Origin of the sequence: Corynebacterium belfantii (assembly GCF_041898185.1) — a bacterium.
GTDB classification, from domain to species: domain Bacteria; phylum Actinomycetota; class Actinomycetes; order Mycobacteriales; family Mycobacteriaceae; genus Corynebacterium; species Corynebacterium belfantii.
In genome coordinates, this window is the sequence record NZ_CP157823.1 from 1,016,428 (window position 1) to 1,031,038 (window position 14,611).

Sequence of the window (14,611 nt, forward strand, 5' to 3'; positions counted from 1 at the left end):
AACGCCGGTACACACACGAGATGCCCGGGTGCCATGTGCTCGCTGTACGTGGCTGAGACGGCTGTTTGGCCGAACCGTAGAACCTGATCTGGGTAATACCAGCGATAGGAAGACTTCATACTGTGACTGATCATGTCATCGCCCATGCGTTTAGTTATCGGCATGCGAGTAGGCGAAAGCCTGCTCTTGTCGATCTCACATTGAAAATCTCCCGTGGGGAACGGGTTCTTCTTTTAGGTGCATCGGGGTCGGGTAAATCTACTTTGCTCGCGGCAATTGCGGGTGTTTTGGCTGATGAGGACGGCGAACATAGCGGAGGGCTTCAGGTTTCGGGAACCCCTGGCATGGTGTTACAGGATCCAGATTCGCAGGTAATTTCCTCGCGTGTGGGCGATGATGTCGCCTTTGGGTGCGAGAATATGTGTGTTCCGCGCGATCAGATTTGGCCGCGAGTTACTCAAGCATTGGCGCAGGTAGGTCTAGATTTGCCGTTGGATCATCCCACATCAGAGCTATCTGGCGGCCAAAAGCAACGATTGGCACTTGCTGGTGTCATCGCGATGGGGGCGGATATTGTGCTTCTCGACGAGCCCACTGCCAACCTTGATCCGGATGGTGTGTGGGAGGTGGTGTCCAATATCAGCAGAGCAGTAGAGACAACTGGTGCCACCATGATTGTTGTGGAACACCGCGTGAGCACTTGGCTAGATCATATCGACCGCATTATTGCACTAGGACCTGATGGCAGGGTGCTTGCCGACGGCCCTGCACGCGACGTGATCGCCAAGCATGGCCGTGAACTGAGCGATTTAGGAATCTGGGTACCAGAAAACGACCCCCAATTACCAGCGGCACTGACCCCTACACTCAGCGATACGGCGATACATGCCCGTGAGCTAGCTGTGGGCTGGAATCAACCACTAGGAACTTATAGCTTTGATATTCCCGCTGGTGCCTCCACCGTAATCACCGGTGCTAACGGAAAAGGAAAATCTACCCTCCTACTCACACTGGCCGGATTGCTACCTGCGCACAGTGGGCGAGTAGAAGTTGCCCACAACATCGCACGCGGGCTGCACACCGATCCGCTGCGCTGGAAATCCAAGGAACTTAGTTCGCGTTTTGGTTTCGTCTTTCAAGATCCCGAGCACCAATTTGCAGCTGCGACGGTTCGGGAAGAAATGCGCGTGGGGCTTCATGACCACAATGACCTTGCTCGAGCAGACTTACTACTCGAGCGGTTGCGGCTCGATCATTTAGCTGAAGCCAACCCATTTACCTTGTCGGGTGGGCAAAAACGTCGACTGTCGGTGGCAACCATTTTGGTTAACACCCCAGATGTAGTTTTCCTTGATGAACCAACCTTTGGACAAGATCGCACGACGTTCATCGAGCTAGTTACCTTGCTGCGTGAGCTAACCGATGCCGGTACCACGGTTGTTTCGATCACTCACGACGAGCTCTACCGACATTGCTTGGGTGATAAGGAGATTGCATTATGAACCTTCTACAAGCCACCAACCCCGTCACCCGAGTAGCAGCACTCATGTTGTTGACCACCCCGCTATTACTCAGCGTCGATGTCGTGTCAGCGGCCGTATCCCTTGTCCTAACGATCGTGCTGTCACCACTTGCAGGAGTTGGCGTGGGCACGCTGCTGCGGCGCGGGTTCCCACTTCTCATTGCTACCCCCATCGCCGGAATATCCATGGCGCTTTATGGTCGACCAGAAGGACACGAATACTTCTCGTTCCTCTTTGCCCACGTTACTGACAACTCCCTCCAGCTAGCCGCAGCGATCATGGTGCGCGTGCTGGCAGTAGGGCTTCCAGCGATAGTTCTTCTCGCACACATCGACCCCACCGAACTAGGAGATAGCCTCGCACAAATCCTTCGTCTGCCGCATCGGTTTGTCATCTCGGCTGTCGCAAGCACCCGAATGATCAGCCTTTTTACCAGAGACTGGCAGTCGATGCGACGTGCGCGCCGGGTGCGCGGCATTGATGATTCGAATCGGATTCGTTCAAGTTTTTCCATGGTGTTTGGCCTGTTGGTGCTCGCTGTTCGCCGCGGCTCAAAATTGGCGACAGCTATGGAGGCCCGTGGTTTTGGGCGCAAATCTGAGCGTACGTGGGCGCGGGAATCTACGGTGGGTGCCGCTGATGCGGTGCTGTTGCTGGTGTGCGTGGCGGCCTCGACAAGCGCGATCGTGGCGGCGATCGTGACGGGAAGTTTTAGGTTTCTCGGCGCATGATCGTGCTTATCGACGGCCCCTCTGGTTCCGGGAAAACCACCTTCGCGGGATTTCTTGGCGAGATTTTAGGAATGCGCATCGTGCATTTTGATGACCTGTATCCAGGGTGGCATGGATTGGCTGCTGGAGTTGAGATCGTTACAGCCCTCCTAGAAGGAACGGGAGGGTATCACCGTTGGGATTGGGAGAACAACGTCATGGGACCGTGGGTGGAAGTGCCCGAACGGAACTTAATTATTGAGGGGGTGGGTAGTCTTGCCCCCAGCGTTGTTCGAGCGGCGCGGCAGCATGGCCCAGTATTGACCATGCTGTTTAATGGCCCTGAGCAGATGCGACGGAACAGAGCGCTCGCCAGGGATCCGTTTTATGAGCCATGGTGGGAGATGTGGGCTGAGCAAGAAGCTCGACATTTTGCGACGGTAGAGACGCCAGATGTGACACGGGGGCATCCCTGACGGGGGTACTTTAGGGGGTGATGGCGTCGACACTACACCTTCATTGTGAATGTCATCACGGCCTCTTAAAAATGCAGGTCTAAGGTATTTTCAATGAATTAAAACTGTTATTTGATAGTTTTAGTGACTTGGAGGGGGATAAGTGGCTTGGTCGTGATGTGTGTTACAGGATAGGATCTTGCTCAAGCAACGAAAGTTTCCTTCTAGCCATACGCGCGGACGCTGTTGCGAATGATGTCCACATCCCTTGGGAGGTCTCACATGACGCTAAAGAAGACTCTCGCCGTCGGCATGACCGCGGCACTAGCTCTAGGCCTGACTGCCTGCTCTTCGGATTCCTCATCCGGAAGCACTGGCGGCTCGGATGACAATTATGTTTTGGCAAAGGGATCAGAGCCACAAAACCCTCTGATTCCGGCCAATACGAACGAGGACGGCGGTGGCCGTGTTATCGACATTATCTATGGCGGTCTGGTCTATTACGACACCGAAGGCAAAGCTCACAACGAGCAAGCAGAATCCATCGAACTCGAAGGCGATCGTACCTACAAGATCACCTTGAAAGATGGACTGAAGTTCTCCGACGGTACCCCAATCAAGGCAGAGAACTTTGTTAAGACGTGGAACTATGCCGTCGCTAACGATCAACTCAACGCTTCCTTCTTTGGAGGCATCAAAGGCTTTAAAGAAGGTGTCAAGGAGCTCGAAGGCCTCAAAGTAGTAGACGACAAGACCTTCACCGTTGAGCTTGCTCAGCCGGAATCCGACTTCCCATCCCGCTTGGGTTACTCTGCCTTCTTTGCGCTACCAGATGTAGCTTTTGACGATATGGCAGCATTCGGCGAAAACCCTGTGTCCTCCGGTCCTTACAAGTTAGCGGAGTGGAACCACAACGAGTCCTTGACCATCGTTCCTAACGAGGAATACCAGGGCGATCGCAAAGCGAAAAACGATGGTGTGAAGTTTGTCTTCTATGCATCCCCAGACGCTGCATACTCCGACCTGCTCGCAGGCAATTTGGATGTTCTCGACCAAATTCCAGACTCCGCATTTGCCACCTATAAGGATGAACTAGGCGATCGTGCGGTTAACCAGCCAGCTGCTGTCTTCCAGTCCTTTACCATCCCAGAAAAACTGGAACACTTCTCTGGTGAAGAAGGTGCACTGCGTCGCGCAGCAATCTCTCACGCAATTAACCGTGAAGAAATCACCAAGACGATCTTCCAAGACACCCGCACCCCAGCTAAGGACTTCTCCTCGCCAGTCGTTGACGGCTACAAGGAAGGTCTGAAGGGCTCTGAGGTAGTCAAGTTTGATTCCGCAAAGGCAAAGGAACTGTGGGCTCAAGCTGACAAGATCTCCAAGTTCACCGGAGAGTTCACCATTGCCTATAACTCTGATGGTGGCCACCAGTCGTGGGTTGATGCAGTAGCAAACCAGATCAAGAATAACCTCGGTATCGCAGCAAGCGGTAAGCCATACCCAGACTTCAAGTCGCTTCGCGACGAAGTCACTAACCACACCATTACCGGTGCGTTCCGTACTGGTTGGCAGGGTGATTACCCACTGCTCGGCAACTTCTTGCAGCCTCGTTACGCTACAAACGCAAGCTCCAACGGTGGTCAGTACAGCAACCCTGCATTTGACGCCAAGTTAGAAGAAGCCGCAGGCGCTAAGTCTGTTGAAGAAGGCCTCAAGCTCTACCAAGAAGCAGAAGAAATCCTCTTCAAAGATCTCCCAGCTATCCCACTGTGGTACGCAAACGTCAACGGTGGCTCTTCTGACAAAGTCTCCAACGTGATCTTCAACTGGAAGTCCGTTGCAGCATACGAACAGATCACCAAGGGATAACACCCCCTGCCCGTGAACTCCGTCGTGAGCCCCGCGTCACCACACGCGGGGCTTCGGCGACGGATCTAGATGTTGAAATAAGGAACCACATATGTTGCGTTATATCGGGCGCCGATTGCTCCAAATGATCCCCGTGTTCTTTGGTGCAACCCTTTTGCTCTACGCACTCGTCTTCTTGATGCCTGGCGATCCAGTGGCCGCCCTCGGCGGCGACAGAGGCCTAACCGAAGCAGCCCGCGCTCGCATCTCAGCCGAGTACAACTTGGACAAACCCTTCCTCGTTCAATACCTGCTCTACATCAAGGGTATTTTTCAGCTGGACTTTGGTACTACATTTTCCGGCCGCCCAGTTGCAGAAGCAATGGCTCATGCATTTCCTGTGACTATCAAGTTAGCTGTCATGGCACTGATCTTTGAAGCTGTGTTCGGTGTTATTTTTGGTGTGATCGCCGGTATGCGTCGCGGTGGCATATTTGACTCCACCGTTTTGGTCCTCTCGCTTCTCGTTATTGCAGTGCCTTCCTTCGTGATTGGCTTTGTTTTCCAGTTCTTTGTGGGAGTGAAGTGGGGATTACTCCCCGTGACCGTTGGCTCGAATGTCTCGGTGAAGTCGCTGCTTATGCCGGCTATCGTATTGGGTGCGTTGTCTTTTGCCTATGTTGTTCGTTTGACAAGGCAGTCTGTATCGGAAAACCTAACTGCTGATTACGTGCGTACTGCACGGGCTAAAGGTTTGAAGGGGTCGACCGTGACGATGCGCCATGTGTTGCGTAACTCGTTGATTCCAGTGGCCACATATTTGGGTGCCGATCTGGGATCCTTGATGGCCGGTGCGATCGTGACCGAGGGCATCTTTGGCATTAACGGTGTTGGTGGAACTATGTACCACGCCATTTTGAAGGGCGAACCTACCACGGTGGTGTCATTTACCACCGTTCTCGTGATCGTCTACATCATCGCCAACTTGGTCGTGGACTTAATCTACGCCCTACTTGACCCAAGGATCCGCTATGCATAACAACAACATTCCTCGTCGTGGCCAAGAGCATTTCGTTTCCAGCGTCGACGAAACCGGTCTGGGTGCTGTCGACGCCGTTGCTGATGAGTCGGCACCCACCTCTATGTGGGGCGAAGCATGGACCTACTTACGACGCCGCCCTTTGTTCTGGGTTTCAGCAGCGTTGATCTTCCTCGCTTTGCTCATGGCAATCGTGCCGCAGCTTTTTACCTCCACTGATCCGCAGTTCTGTGAACTGGGCAAGTCGTTGGCAAAACCTGCACCTGGTCACCCCTTTGGTTTCGACCGTCAAGGTTGTGACATTTACTCCCGCATGATTTACGGCGCACGTGCGTCCGTTGCCGTAGGCGTGCTCACCACCATCGCAGTGGTGCTAATCGGCGCCGCGATTGGTTCCGCAGCAGGCTATATCGGTGGTTTCTTGGACACCTTGCTGTCGCGCCTGACAGATATTTTCTTCGCGGTACCTCTCGTGCTCGCCGCCATCGTTGTGATGCAGATGTTTAAAGAGTCTCGCTCCATCATCACTGTTGTCGTCGTGCTCGCTTTGTTCGGTTGGACCAACATTGCCCGCATTACTCGTGGTGCGGTGCTGTCCACTAAGAACGAAGAATTTGTTACAGCTGCTCGCGCTGTTGGTGCCTCGAAATGGCGTATTCTCACCACTCACGTTCTTCCTAACGCCGCAGCGCCCATCATTGTGTATGCAACAGTGGTATTGGGTACTTTCATCGTGGCAGAGGCAACCTTGTCCTTCCTAGGCATTGGCCTCCCACCGAGCATCGTGTCGTGGGGTGGCGACATCGCCAAGGCGCAAGCGTCGCTACGCACGCAGCCCATGGTGCTGTTCTATCCTGCCGTTGCCCTTGGCCTTACCGTCTTGAGTTTCATCATGATGGGCGACGCCGTCCGCGACGCCCTCGATCCAAAGTCTAGGAAGCGATAATCATGTCTGAGAAAAATCAACAGCCGCTTCTAGAGATGCGTGATGTTCGCATCGCTTTTACGTCCACCACCGGAATCGTTGAAGCAGTCCGTGGAATTGATCTAACCATTTACCCAGGACAATCGGTCGCAATCGTTGGTGAATCTGGATCCGGTAAGTCCACTACGGCCATGTCCATCATCGGGTTGCTGCCAGGCACCGGCAAAGTTACCGATGGGCAGATCATTTTCGATGGCCAAGACATCACCGCATACAGCGAAAAACAAATGCAGGAGCTGCGTGGCTCCCACATTGGTTTGGTGCCACAGGACCCGATGAGCAACCTCAACCCTGTGTGGCGCATTGGTACGCAGGTGAAAGAATCCCTCAAAGCCAACAACGTGGCGCCGAGCTCCCAAATGGACGAGCGCGTAACTCAGCTATTGGAGGAGGCGGGGCTTCCCGACGCAGCCCACCGCGCCAAGCAGTACCCACACGAATTTTCTGGTGGCATGCGCCAGCGCGCCTTGATCGGTATCGGCCTCGCCGCACGTCCTAAGCTCTTGATTGCCGACGAGCCGACCTCTGCTCTCGACGTCACCGTGCAAAAGCGGATTTTGGACCACCTAGAAAATCTCGCCCATGAGCTCGGTACCGCGGTGCTTTTCATTACCCACGACCTTGGCCTAGCTGCCGAGCGCGCAGAGCACCTCGTGGTCATGCACCGTGGTCGTATCGTGGAATCAGGCCCGTCGCTTGATATCTTGCGAAACCCTCAGCACCCCTATACCCGTCGATTGGTCAAAGCTGCACCATCACTGGCATCAGCACGCATTCAATCTGCTCAAGAAAAAGGTGTTGAAAGTTCGGAGATCCTGGCAACGGAAAAGAAGACTGATGAGGAAATCATCCGCGTTGAAAACCTCACCAAGATTTTCAACGTTCGCGGCCAACGCGGAGACAAAGCTAAACTCAAAGCAGTTGATGACGTCAGCTTCAGCCTGAAAAAGGGCACCACAATGGCGCTGGTGGGTGAGTCTGGATCCGGAAAATCTACCGTGGCCAACATGGTGCTCAACCTCATCGATCCCACGACGGGCAAGGTATATTACAAAGGCACCGATCTTTCCACACTAGGAAAGAAGGAGCTTTTCGACATGCGCCGCAAGCTCCAAGTAGTGTTCCAGAACCCTTATGGTTCTTTGGATCCGATGTATTCGATTTTCCACTGTATCGAAGAACCCCTCCTAGTGCACAAGGAGGGCAGCCGGAAAGAGCGGGAGAAACGTGTAGCTGAGCTGCTTGATATGGTTGCTATGCCGCGCTCTGCGATGCGTCGCTACCCGAATGAGCTTTCCGGTGGTCAGCGCCAGCGCATCGCCGTCGCGCGAGCACTCGCATTGAACCCTGAGGTGATTGTGCTCGATGAGGCAGTTTCGGCTCTTGACGTTCTTGTTCAGAACCAGATTCTGCAGCTTCTGGCTGATCTCCAACATGAGTTGGATTTGAGCTACTTGTTCATCACCCATGACCTTGCAGTTGTGCGTCAAACAGCGGATCATGTTGTCGTCATGCAAAAAGGTCGCGTAGTAGAGCAGGGCACTACCGACGAGCTGTTCCTCAAGGCACGTGAGGATTATACCCGTGATCTGATCAACTCTGTTCCAGGTCTTGGCGTTGAGCTAGGAACAGGCGAGAACCTCTAATAGCCTCATTAAGCAACACAAAAAGGCGGCATTCTTTCGAGGATGCCGCCTTTGTCGTGTTGTCATTTCCCCACGGGGGAGTGACGTTGACAATGTCCCGCGACTAGGAGGGGTTACTCGGTAACCATTGTGCTAAGTTACTGAGTAACCATCTGGTTATTCTCACAATGTGTATAAGGACGTGCACATGCCGATTCGACATTCTCTCCTCAGCTTGCTGGCAGACAGGCCACGGCCCGCAGGCGAACTTCGTTCGTCGTTTGAGGAGCTCACTAACAACACGTGGCTTGTGAATAAGGGGCAAGTTTTCCAGACGTTACGCCGGCTAGAGCGCGATGGTTTGGTAACTGAAACTGAGAAGGTGATTGCGGAAACGGGGCATGCTACTCAGCTATATGCGATCACGGATTCTGGGCGTGCTGAGCTTGTTCAGTGGTGGACGTCGCCAATCCTTGCCTCTCCTAGTGACCGTGACGAGTTGGTCATCAAGATTGCTATGGCGGAAGCCACGGGTGCGGTTGATGTACGTCAACTCGTGCAGCGTCAGCGCGTGGCGGTGATGGAGCAGCTGCGTGTAGTTATGCGGACGAAGGCTCAGTTGCCGGATGTGCGTACGGCCGATCTCCTCCTAGTGGAGCGTCGCATTTTTAATCTCGAGGCTGAAATTCGCTGGCTTGACCATATTGAAAATCTCACTGCACCTGCCTTTGAAGGAGGCTACTCATGACATCTCTTAAGGCTCGCCCCTCGGCCTTGACTCTTGACCATGTTTCGAAGTTGCATATGGATGGCCCTCGCCAAGTAGCCGCGCTTGACGACGTCTCCTTGTGCGTCGAACCGCATGAATTTGTTGCCATCATGGGACCATCAGGAGCTGGAAAAACAACTGTGCTGAACGTGGCCGGTACGTTAGATACCCCAGATAGTGGCCGTGTTCTTGTTGAGGGCATTGACGCCAGCACCATGTCCCGTGACGAGCGCGCCCGGTTGCGTCGTGAGCATGTGGGCTATGTGTTCCAACATTTCAATTTGGTGCCCACGTTGACGGTTGCCGAAAATATTTCGTTGCCACTCGAACTGGGCGGTATCAAAGCCCGTGAGTGTCGAACCCATGCGCTCGAGGCACTGGAAGAGCTACAGCTTGTCGATCTTGCCGATCGATTTCCTGCGGAAATTTCTGGTGGTCAGCGGCAACGCGTTGCGATTGCTCGTGCGCTCATTGGGAAACGTCGATTATTGCTTGCCGACGAACCCACTGGCGCCCTCGACACCGCAACTGGCGAGCAGGTGATGAAGCTGCTGCGTGCACGTGTCGATTCCGGCGCAGCCCTCCTCCTAGTCACGCACGAACCGCGGTTCGCCGCTTATGCCGATCGCGTGCTCTACATGCGCGATGGCCGCCTCCAGGAGGAACAACGATGATGCCTCTTTACACCAAACTTGTGTGGCGCGATGCCCGATCGCACAAGGTGCGCACCGCAGTTGCGATTTTGCTATTTGCGTTGCCGGTCATTTTTGTCAATGTGCTGGCTTATATCGCAGTTTCCTCCGACGGTGGTTTGTGGCGTGATTCGCAGCCGAGCACTGTTTATGCGACTGTCATAACTTCGGAATGCAAGCCTGGCGACGACCCCACGTGGTGCGCCTCAGCGGCAGACATCGCTCGCACGGACGTCGATCGCCTGCGTGATTCTCTAGGAGGGGAGGAGAGATACTTTACCCCCGTCTGGCATGCGTCGGCAGTTGTGAGCGCTGATTCTGATGCGTCGATCGTGGCGCCTGTCACTACTGCGGAGCCGGAATCTGGGGTGATTGGTGTTCCGGAATCTGGTCAGATTGCGTTAAGTGCGGATTCCTTGAAGATCCTGGGTAAAAAACCTGGCGATACGGTTTCGTTTGCTGTTCGTGGTCAGGCACATGACCCAGTTCGGCTCGTTATCGCGGATGAGCTTGTTAACACAGGATCTGTGGTTCGAAGTGATGCGTTGGCGGGGATGAATGTGCCACCACGTGATCGGATTAAAAGCTCTGAGGTTCCAGCTGGTTTTTCGGTGGGGTGGCAGACGAACAATCCTGCAGTTAGTGACGTTTCCGGTACTCATAGCGGCGGTGTCGCTGTGTATAGCCTAGGTGACGAGGTTGACCAGTTTGGTAGTGAGTCGTTGGTTCGTCGGTATGTGGCTGAGATCGATACGCTTAGCGACGCCCTCGCGGTCGTGACGATAACCCTCTTGGGGTTGGTGCTCATTGCATCGATTTCTGGCACCGTTTTTGCGGTTGCTGCGGCGCGTAACCTTCGATCTACCGGCTTGTTGAGTTGTGTTGGTGCCACTTCAAAGCAGTTAGCTACGGTCATGTTGTGGCAAGGTGGCTTGATCGGTGCTGCTGGCGCGGTGCTTGGTGGGATTCTCGCGGGGGTAGGCACATGGATTTTCAGCGCAGTAAATGGTAATGAATTTATTTGGGCATGGGATGTGTCCTCGCTCGCGATGGTCGTTGCCATCGTATCTGGTGTGGTGTCAGCACTAGTTCCTGCGGTGCGCACAGCACGTACTGACCCGACCCAGGCGTTGCAGCGCAGCATGATCGCTCCACGAGGCGTGTCGCGATGGATGTGGGCAGCGCCGATCGCAATGATCGTTTTGGCAGTCGTGGCTCAGATGAAGGTGGTAGCGGATTATCAGGCGTTGTTCTTCGTGGCTGTAATTATTTTCGGTATCTTGTCCACGCCGATATGCATTTATGCTGTGTCGCGACTAGGAGGGGGGAAGGTCCGTTTCGCGCTTCGCGACGCCCGCCGCAACCTGCATCGCACCGCACCAACAGCGGGCGCTATCGCGGGTGTGGTGTTGATTTCTTCCGCTTTCCTAGAAATAGCTACATACTCTAATTCTTCGGATTCGTCCCGTGAGATTCTGCCTGTGCTCAGTGTGGTTGCTTCGGAATCGGTTGCTTCTGATTCGCGTGCATATGAGTCGGTGGTTTCTCAGGTGCAAACTGATTTTGGGGCGCCGTTGCGATCAGATTCTTATGAGCTGTTGATGCCCCCGAAGCTCGCCGACACCAGCTGGTTGCCGCTGTCTGCTTCGCCGAATGCGGAAGTGCGGGATTTTTGGGATTTGCCGAGTTTCCTTCAAAATCATCGGGTTTTTGGCAACGTGGTTGCCGCTGGATCTGAGGTAGTAGACATGTGGCGCTATGTGCAACCAGATGCTTTTGATAATGATCAGTGGAATGCGATGAAAGATGCGCTGCGTAGTGGCCGTGTTGTCGTGGATGATCAGAATTTGGTGCGCGATGGTCATGTGAACATTGCTGCGGTTTCCCAACATGCCACATTTGATGGTGAGACGCTGCGGCGAACGGCTTGTGAGGGGTGGTTTTCGCCCGTACCGGAAAGTGATATTGCGGAGTCGACGCTGTTGCCGGCTCGCGCCATTGCAGGCGCCGATGAGCCGAGCGGCATTGTCATCCTTCCTCCTAGTGCGGTGAAACGACTAGGAGGGGATCTGGTCTACCAGGGGTCGAATTTGGCCGGTGGCCGTGGGCTTTCCCTATGGGAGCAGATTGCTGGTGTGAGCGTCGATAATGAGAGTAGTCCTGAGGTGACGGTTTCGGTTGCGTCATCTCTGTCATCGACTGTGCATATAGGTGTGGTCATCGCTGCCACGTGGCTGCTTAGTTTGTTCTTGATGATTCTGCTGGTGGTGTTGTCTCTAGGAGAGAGTAGGCGGGATCTCGCGGTGTTGGCTGCGGAGGGTGCTTCGCCTTGGCAGTTGCGTTCGATGTCGGCATTGCAGGCGGTTGTGGTGGCAGCGATTGGTTGTATTGCTGCTGGTGTGACGGCTTCGGTGATTTTGTTGTCGACCGCGTTGTCTGATTTGGGCGACCTTGATTTTTGGTGGCACACCGTTGTGGCATTGGCGTGGGGTCCGGTTGTAGTGCAGGTGGTGGGGATCCTCCTAGTGGCGGCTGTTGTCGGCTGGGTTGCCGGTGCGGTGCCGCCGAAGGATTCCCTAGCAGCTGAGCTTGCTGGCGATTCGGCTAGGAGGACAGGCTAGCGAGGCTGGGCTCTTGGGTGGGGAAGGCGGTGGCGTCGACAAGCGGGGCGGGCTTGTCGACGCTTCCCGATGCTGGGATCCCTGCTGCCGCTGCGATCCAGTCGGCGTGTTCTGCGGTGGGGATGTACCAGCCGACGCGGCCTGATGCGCTGCTCATGCTGAGCACGCCTGTGACGTGATTGCCCTCTAGGAGGGGGCCACCGGAGTCGCCTCGGCGTAGTACGCCTTGGCTGATGTGGTTTTCGATCATGACTGCTTGGCGGTCGGGGCTGGGGACGTCGGTGACGCGGCGTTGCATGGTTGCGGCTGCTGCCATGGGGACGCCGGTGAAGGCGCTTCCGTAGCCTGCTACTCCGAAGCGGTCTCCTGGTTGTACGTGGCGTCCGGAGACTGCTGATGGAGCTTCAGGGGCAGGACGATCGAGGTGGAGTACGGCGAGGTCTGCTTGGGGGTGTGCGACGGCACGTACGGCGGTGAAGTGATTGGCACCGAGTCGGACGTGTCCGAGGCCGCCGTTGAGGCAGTGTCGTGCTGTGAGCACGGTGGTGGGGCTGACGAGCGTGCCGGTGCACTGCATGTTGTCAAAACTGACGTACGCCAGCGAACCTTGATGTGACGGTGTCGGACTAATTACTGCTTGTGATGGCATCACTGCCGTGGTTGATGCTGTGATTGCTGTCAGGGTTACGGCTAGGGTACGAAGTTTCTTCATCTAGAGAATTTCTTTCAGAATTTCGGTTGGTCGGGCAATCCGCGTTCCCTTGCATGTTGCCACAATTGGGCGCTGAATGAGGCGTGGGTGGGTGACCATGGCCTTGATCAGCTCTGATTCGGGGGTGTTTGGGCTAAGGCCGAGTTCTTTGTATTCGGCTTCTTCGGTGCGGATTGCGTCGTGCGCGCTGAGGTGGGCGTCGGCAAGCAGGGTGCGCAGCTCCTCTTCACTAGGAGGGGTGTCGAGGTAGCGGATGATGGTGACCTCGTCGTCGCTGTGTTGTTCTATGAACTCCAAGGCTTTGCGCGAGGTGGAGCAACGGGGGTTGTGATAGACGGTAATCATTCGGCCTCCTTGAGTGTGATGTTTTTTGCCCATGTTAGTGGGTAGCCGATGGATTTCAGCCATGCCATGGGGTCGTCGTTGTGGCGTGTGATTCCGTCGACGGCTAGGAGGGTGGCATCGATGGCTTTCTCGGCGTCTTCTGCGGTGATAAGCCCTGCGGAGGTGGCGGCGGCTAGTTCGTCGGTGTCGTCGACGCGGACGGGTTCTCCTACCACGCTGATGAGGTCGACATAGAGGTCACGAGTGTGCCACGTGTTGCCGTCGTGGCTGATTTCGGCGATGTCGAAGTAGAAGTCTTGGTGTTCATCGATGCCGTCGCGGAAGTGGAAGATATTGGTTCGCAGGTTAATATCGGGAAGAAGCCATGATTCGAGGTATCCGAAGCGGGGATGATTGGCGCCGCGTGCCATATAGAGGCCAAAGTCGGTTTCGGAGTAAGTGTCTACGTCACGATGAAAACCTTTGGGGTCGATGTTGTTCATCGCCGTGATGTTAAAGGTTTCTTCTTTGACTGGATGTAGGTCTGTCATGGGTTATTTCACCTCGAAGAACATGGTCGTAGGAAGGAATGTGCAGGGGCCGTCGCCGGTGCCCACGGTGCCAGCTGCGACGGCGATAACGCGACCGGGGCCGGTATCGGCTACTCCGGAGATGGTGGCTGGGCCGTCTGGGTTTATTCCGTTATTGCCTAGTGACGTTGCACCTCCTCGCAGTGTGGAGAGGTTGAACCAGTGCACTGTCATGGTGTGGGTGTCGGTGGCCGGTGCTGTGCCTAGGGCGGTGAAGACAAAGGCGGATTGTCCAGCTCCCGCTCCTGGTGCTGGGATCGATGTCGGACCCGGTACGGCGATGACGGATCCTACTGAGCTTTGGTTTCCTTTAATGCACCGTGGGGAAATGCTTGGCCAGAATCCTTGAAAGAACCGCGGTGCTTGAGGGGGCAATGCAACTGCTGGGGTGCCGGTGCCTTCGTAGAAAGCTACGGCGGCTAGGAGAGGGGTTTGTAAAGGTGGTGGGAGAGTGTCGGCAAACTTTCGGACTGCGTTGAGGATGTCCGGTTTGGGGCGTCCGAGCTCATCGAGAGGCGACAGTGATGAAAGGTCGCTTGTCGACGTCATCAGCTGGCTCGATTGCGCATTCGCCATAGGGGCGGTTGCTGCGCTAAGAGGGAGTAGTGCTGCGAGCGTAACAGCGATGGCGGTCGTTGCGGGTCGTCCCACGAAAATCCCTTCTTTGGTGCGATGTGAGGGAACCTAATCCTTAGACCACATGCGCAACATCAGT

At 55.1% G+C, this 14,611-nt stretch carries 14 protein-coding genes and 1 riboswitch; of the genes, 10 read left to right on the forward strand and 4 right to left on the reverse strand.

What is annotated here, in order from left to right; all coding sequences use genetic code 11:
• Window positions 1-15 precede the first annotated feature (15 nt).
• A riboswitch (TPP riboswitch) is annotated at window positions 16-128 on the forward strand.
• From ABMV07_RS05285 to ABMV07_RS05330, 10 genes are all read left to right on the forward strand, one after another.
• Window positions 123-1,502, forward strand: a complete 1,380-nt coding sequence (locus ABMV07_RS05285) for an ABC transporter ATP-binding protein (RefSeq protein WP_088266749.1) — start codon at window positions 123-125, stop codon at window positions 1,500-1,502. (Overlaps the previous riboswitch by 6 nt.)
• On the forward strand, window positions 1,499-2,254 hold the full coding sequence (locus tag ABMV07_RS05290) for an energy-coupling factor transporter transmembrane component T family protein (RefSeq protein ID WP_088266694.1): 756 nt from the start codon (window positions 1,499-1,501) through the stop codon (window positions 2,252-2,254). Before ABMV07_RS05285 ends, ABMV07_RS05290 begins: the two co-directional genes overlap by 4 nt.
• Entirely contained in the window at window positions 2,251-2,709 is a 459-nt protein-coding gene (locus ABMV07_RS05295) for a hypothetical protein (RefSeq protein WP_088266695.1), read from the forward strand. The genes ABMV07_RS05290 and ABMV07_RS05295 overlap by 4 nt, the downstream gene beginning before the upstream one ends.
• A 261-nt stretch (window positions 2,710-2,970) precedes the next feature.
• The gene (locus ABMV07_RS05300; protein ID WP_374064959.1) at window positions 2,971-4,560 is read left to right on the forward strand and encodes an ABC transporter substrate-binding protein; all 1,590 of its coding nucleotides are present in this window, start codon (window positions 2,971-2,973) and stop codon (window positions 4,558-4,560) included.
• A 91-nt stretch (window positions 4,561-4,651) separates the two neighbouring features.
• Window positions 4,652-5,578 (forward strand): ABC transporter permease, encoded by a 927-nt coding sequence (locus ABMV07_RS05305; RefSeq protein ID WP_197689671.1) that lies wholly within the window; start codon window positions 4,652-4,654, stop codon window positions 5,576-5,578.
• Window positions 5,571-6,524 carry an ABC transporter permease gene (locus ABMV07_RS05310; protein ID WP_088266698.1) on the forward strand — a complete coding sequence of 318 codons (954 nt, stop codon included), beginning with the start codon at window positions 5,571-5,573 and terminating at the stop codon, window positions 6,522-6,524. The genes ABMV07_RS05305 and ABMV07_RS05310 overlap by 8 nt, the downstream gene beginning before the upstream one ends.
• A 2-nt stretch (window positions 6,525-6,526) precedes the next feature.
• Window positions 6,527-8,209, forward strand: coding sequence for an ABC transporter ATP-binding protein (locus ABMV07_RS05315; RefSeq protein WP_197691784.1), 1,683 nt, complete (start codon window positions 6,527-6,529; stop codon window positions 8,207-8,209).
• A 187-nt stretch (window positions 8,210-8,396) separates the two neighbouring features.
• The gene (locus ABMV07_RS05320) at window positions 8,397-8,936 is read left to right on the forward strand and encodes a PadR family transcriptional regulator (RefSeq protein ID WP_088246463.1); all 540 of its coding nucleotides are present in this window, start codon (window positions 8,397-8,399) and stop codon (window positions 8,934-8,936) included.
• Complete coding sequence (locus tag ABMV07_RS05325; RefSeq protein WP_088266700.1) at window positions 8,933-9,631, forward strand: ABC transporter ATP-binding protein; 699 nt, start codon at window positions 8,933-8,935, stop codon at window positions 9,629-9,631. The genes ABMV07_RS05320 and ABMV07_RS05325 overlap by 4 nt, the downstream gene beginning before the upstream one ends.
• Before the next feature lie 572 nt (window positions 9,632-10,203).
• Complete coding sequence (locus ABMV07_RS05330; RefSeq protein WP_374065012.1) at window positions 10,204-12,270, forward strand: FtsX-like permease family protein; 2,067 nt, start codon at window positions 10,204-10,206, stop codon at window positions 12,268-12,270.
• On the opposite strand, the gene ABMV07_RS05335 is transcribed toward ABMV07_RS05330, so the two are convergent.
• Genes ABMV07_RS05335 through ABMV07_RS05350 form a run of 4 tightly spaced genes read right to left on the reverse strand, consistent with a single transcriptional unit; the run spans window position 12,254 to window position 14,547 of the window.
• Window positions 12,254-12,982 (reverse strand): S1 family peptidase, encoded by a 729-nt coding sequence (locus ABMV07_RS05335; protein WP_088266702.1) that lies wholly within the window; start codon window positions 12,980-12,982, stop codon window positions 12,254-12,256. The genes ABMV07_RS05330 and ABMV07_RS05335 overlap by 17 nt on opposite strands.
• Window positions 12,983-13,327, reverse strand: coding sequence for an arsenate reductase (glutaredoxin) (arsC, locus tag ABMV07_RS05340; RefSeq protein WP_088246467.1), 345 nt, complete (start codon window positions 13,325-13,327; stop codon window positions 12,983-12,985).
• Entirely contained in the window at window positions 13,324-13,857 is a 534-nt protein-coding gene (locus ABMV07_RS05345) for a DUF402 domain-containing protein (RefSeq protein WP_197691783.1), read from the reverse strand. The genes arsC and ABMV07_RS05345 overlap by 4 nt, the downstream gene beginning before the upstream one ends.
• A gap of 3 nt (window positions 13,858-13,860) precedes the next feature.
• Window positions 13,861-14,547 carry a hypothetical protein gene (locus ABMV07_RS05350; protein ID WP_197691782.1) on the reverse strand — a complete coding sequence of 229 codons (687 nt, stop codon included), beginning with the start codon at window positions 14,545-14,547 and terminating at the stop codon, window positions 13,861-13,863.
• Between the last annotated feature and the right edge of the window lie 64 nt (window positions 14,548-14,611).

Bases quoted from the DNA above. Each gene is read 5' to 3' on its own strand.
- ABMV07_RS05335 (WP_088266702.1), bottom strand. From the start codon at position 12,982: ATGAAGAAACTTCGTACCCTAGCCGTAACCCTGACAGCAATCACAGCA.
- ABMV07_RS05325 (WP_088266700.1), top strand. From the start codon at position 8,933: ATGACATCTCTTAAGGCTCGCCCCTCGGCCTTGACTCTTGACCATGTT.
- ABMV07_RS05300 (WP_374064959.1), top strand. From the start codon at position 2,971: ATGACGCTAAAGAAGACTCTCGCCGTCGGCATGACCGCGGCACTAGCT.
- ABMV07_RS05290 (WP_088266694.1), top strand. From the start codon at position 1,499: ATGAACCTTCTACAAGCCACCAACCCCGTCACCCGAGTAGCAGCACTC.
- ABMV07_RS05315 (WP_197691784.1), top strand. From the start codon at position 6,527: ATGTCTGAGAAAAATCAACAGCCGCTTCTAGAGATGCGTGATGTTCGC.
- ABMV07_RS05320 (WP_088246463.1), top strand. From the start codon at position 8,397: ATGCCGATTCGACATTCTCTCCTCAGCTTGCTGGCAGACAGGCCACGG.
- ABMV07_RS05310 (WP_088266698.1), top strand. From the start codon at position 5,571: ATGCATAACAACAACATTCCTCGTCGTGGCCAAGAGCATTTCGTTTCC.
- ABMV07_RS05295 (WP_088266695.1), top strand. From the start codon at position 2,251: ATGATCGTGCTTATCGACGGCCCCTCTGGTTCCGGGAAAACCACCTTC.
- ABMV07_RS05305 (WP_197689671.1), top strand. From the start codon at position 4,652: ATGTTGCGTTATATCGGGCGCCGATTGCTCCAAATGATCCCCGTGTTC.
- arsC (WP_088246467.1), bottom strand. From the start codon at position 13,327: ATGATTACCGTCTATCACAACCCCCGTTGCTCCACCTCGCGCAAAGCC.
- ABMV07_RS05345 (WP_197691783.1), bottom strand. From the start codon at position 13,857: ATGACAGACCTACATCCAGTCAAAGAAGAAACCTTTAACATCACGGCG.
- ABMV07_RS05330 (WP_374065012.1), top strand. From the start codon at position 10,204: ATGAATGTGCCACCACGTGATCGGATTAAAAGCTCTGAGGTTCCAGCT.